Annotated in this window: 3 protein-coding genes; all 3 read right to left on the bottom strand. The window is 33.3% G+C overall.

Annotation, left to right across the window (positions count from 1 at the left end; genetic code table 11):
- The coding region (locus A9G24_RS10335; protein ID WP_065638944.1) for an IS3 family transposase at window positions 1–696 on the bottom strand (696 nt) is incomplete at its 3' end.
- A complete protein-coding gene (locus A9G24_RS10330) occupies window positions 696–953 on the bottom strand; it encodes a transposase (protein WP_065581549.1) in 258 nt (85 codons plus the stop codon). The genes A9G24_RS10335 and A9G24_RS10330, both read right to left, overlap by 1 nt.
- Window positions 954–1,064: 111 nt before the next feature.
- The gene (locus A9G24_RS10325; protein ID WP_141673145.1) at window positions 1,065–1,964 is read right to left on the bottom strand and encodes a hypothetical protein; all 900 of its coding nucleotides are present in this window, start codon (window positions 1,962–1,964) and stop codon (window positions 1,065–1,067) included.
- Between the last annotated feature and the right edge of the window lie 91 nt (window positions 1,965–2,055).

The raw sequence follows: 2,055 nt of genomic DNA, 5'->3' as shown, positions 1-2,055 counted from the left end.
AAGATATAAATCGAGTACTTCAGTACGATAGGTACGATTAAATCGTTCAATATAGCCATTTTGATAAGGGCTACCGGGCTGGATATAATCAATGGCTATATCATGGGATTTAGCCCAGTTTATAAAGGTTTTTCCTGTAAATTCTGGCCCATTATCGACCCGTATTTTTAATGGATAGCCATGATATTCAGCCAGTTTATCTAAGTAACGGGTAATTCTCCCTGCCGGTAAGCTTACTGCAATATCAATGCCTAGCGCCTCACGATTAAAGTCATCGATGACATTGAACGTCCTAAAGCGACGCTGATTACGACTACTGTCACTCATAAAATCCATTGACCAACATTCACCTTGTTTATTGGGGGCTGATAGCCTTTCTGGGTTTCGTAGAGGAATGCGCTGTTTACGCTTTACCCTGAGATTAAGCTTTAATTCACAATACACCCGATACACCCGTTTATGATTCCATTTATAGCCGAGCTTTCTGATGCGATTAAAACATTTGGGAAAGCCCCAGCGTAAATGCCGGTCTGTGATAGCATTCAACACCGAAATAATCACCGAATCATCCGGTAACTTAGGTTGATGATAGTAAGCACAACGGCTTAAGCCAACAATGGCACAACTCATAGCAATAGTAACTGAATGATTTTGTTGTAGTTGCTGTGCCCACGTTTTACGTGCCCCAGTTGGCACTAAAGCTTTTTTATGATTTCTTCCTGAAGCTGGGATTTTAAGCTCAGTTCGGCAAACATCTGTTTAAGCTTACGGTTTTCGGCCTCAAGCTCCTTTAAACGTTTAATATCAGAGGTTTCCATACCACCGTATTTATCACGCCATTTATAGAAAGTTGAATTTGCCATGCCATATTTACGGCACAGTTCTTTAACGGGAATACCCGCTTCAGCTTCTTTTAAAATAGCGACGATTTGATGTTCAGTCATTTTTTTCATAATTAAATCCCCTTTACTTTTATCATAGAGAATTTTCTACTTTTTTGCTGTACTATTTTAGGGGATAGTTACAAATTGTTCTTTATAAAAAATAAATTTCTATTCATTTAATTATGGCTCATCACCTACCTCTACTACAGCCTTTTCACAATCTTGTCTTTCTTTTTTAGTACACTTTTTTTGAAAAAACTTTTTATTATCATAAGCAATACAATATTGATCTAAATAATTATATTTTTTAGTGTTTTCATTAAAATAATACATTTTATTTATGGTGATACTTGTTGGATCTATAAATTCATTACCGCAAGTTTTAGTACTAGTCGCGATTTTTTTTTCTGAATCAAAACGAATGGTATATCCTTCTAAATTAGGATCAATAAATTTATTTTGCAATCCATCATAAATGTAATAGGTTTGTGGGACATTAGCCGCATGTGTTTCGCCATCAGCAAGTAAAAAATCATTTGCATTGCCATCAAAATCAAAATCACCTATTTGAATCGCATTAAAAGCAAAAAAACCATAACCTTTTATATTATTAATTGTCTGTACTAACTTGCCGTTCTTTTTACTGTATACGTTAACTCCCGTGATTTTAATATTTTCTTTTTTTTTCTTAGATAATAAAAGTTTAAAATAGAAGTTTTCTGTTAAGTCTCTTTGTAAAAATTCAATATTTTTAAATTCTGTGTTATTGACTAACTTTTTAGAGTCTTTATGGTTTTTTTCATTACCATTATTCCAGATTACGTTATATTCAAAAACTTTTTTCAATTTAAAATCGCCGAATTTAAGTGAAGTTCCAATCAAAAAATCGTCTTCGGATTTTGCCTTATTTTCGCTAAAATCAAAATTTTTAAGCGTCAACGAGTCTTCATTATCAGAATAGCTTTTAAAAAAATAGCCATTATTTATTCTATCAGGTAATGCTAAATAGGTTATCTCATGTGTTTCATCATCAACATAAAGAATATGATGTAAATACCCCAAACTTAGTACAAGATTCAAGTAGAAAATCATGCTGTTTGTTTTAGTGTTTTATACTCAATCGGCGTCATGTTATTTAATGCCTCATGCGGTCTTTCGGTGTTATAAATCG

The sequence above is a fragment of the Gilliamella sp. App6-5 genome (assembly GCF_001690525.1).
Classification (GTDB): Bacteria; Pseudomonadota; Gammaproteobacteria; order Enterobacterales; family Orbaceae; genus Gilliamella; species Gilliamella apicola_H.
Note: the sequence above shows the minus strand (reverse complement) of the source record. Positions and strands in the feature narration are given on the sequence as shown.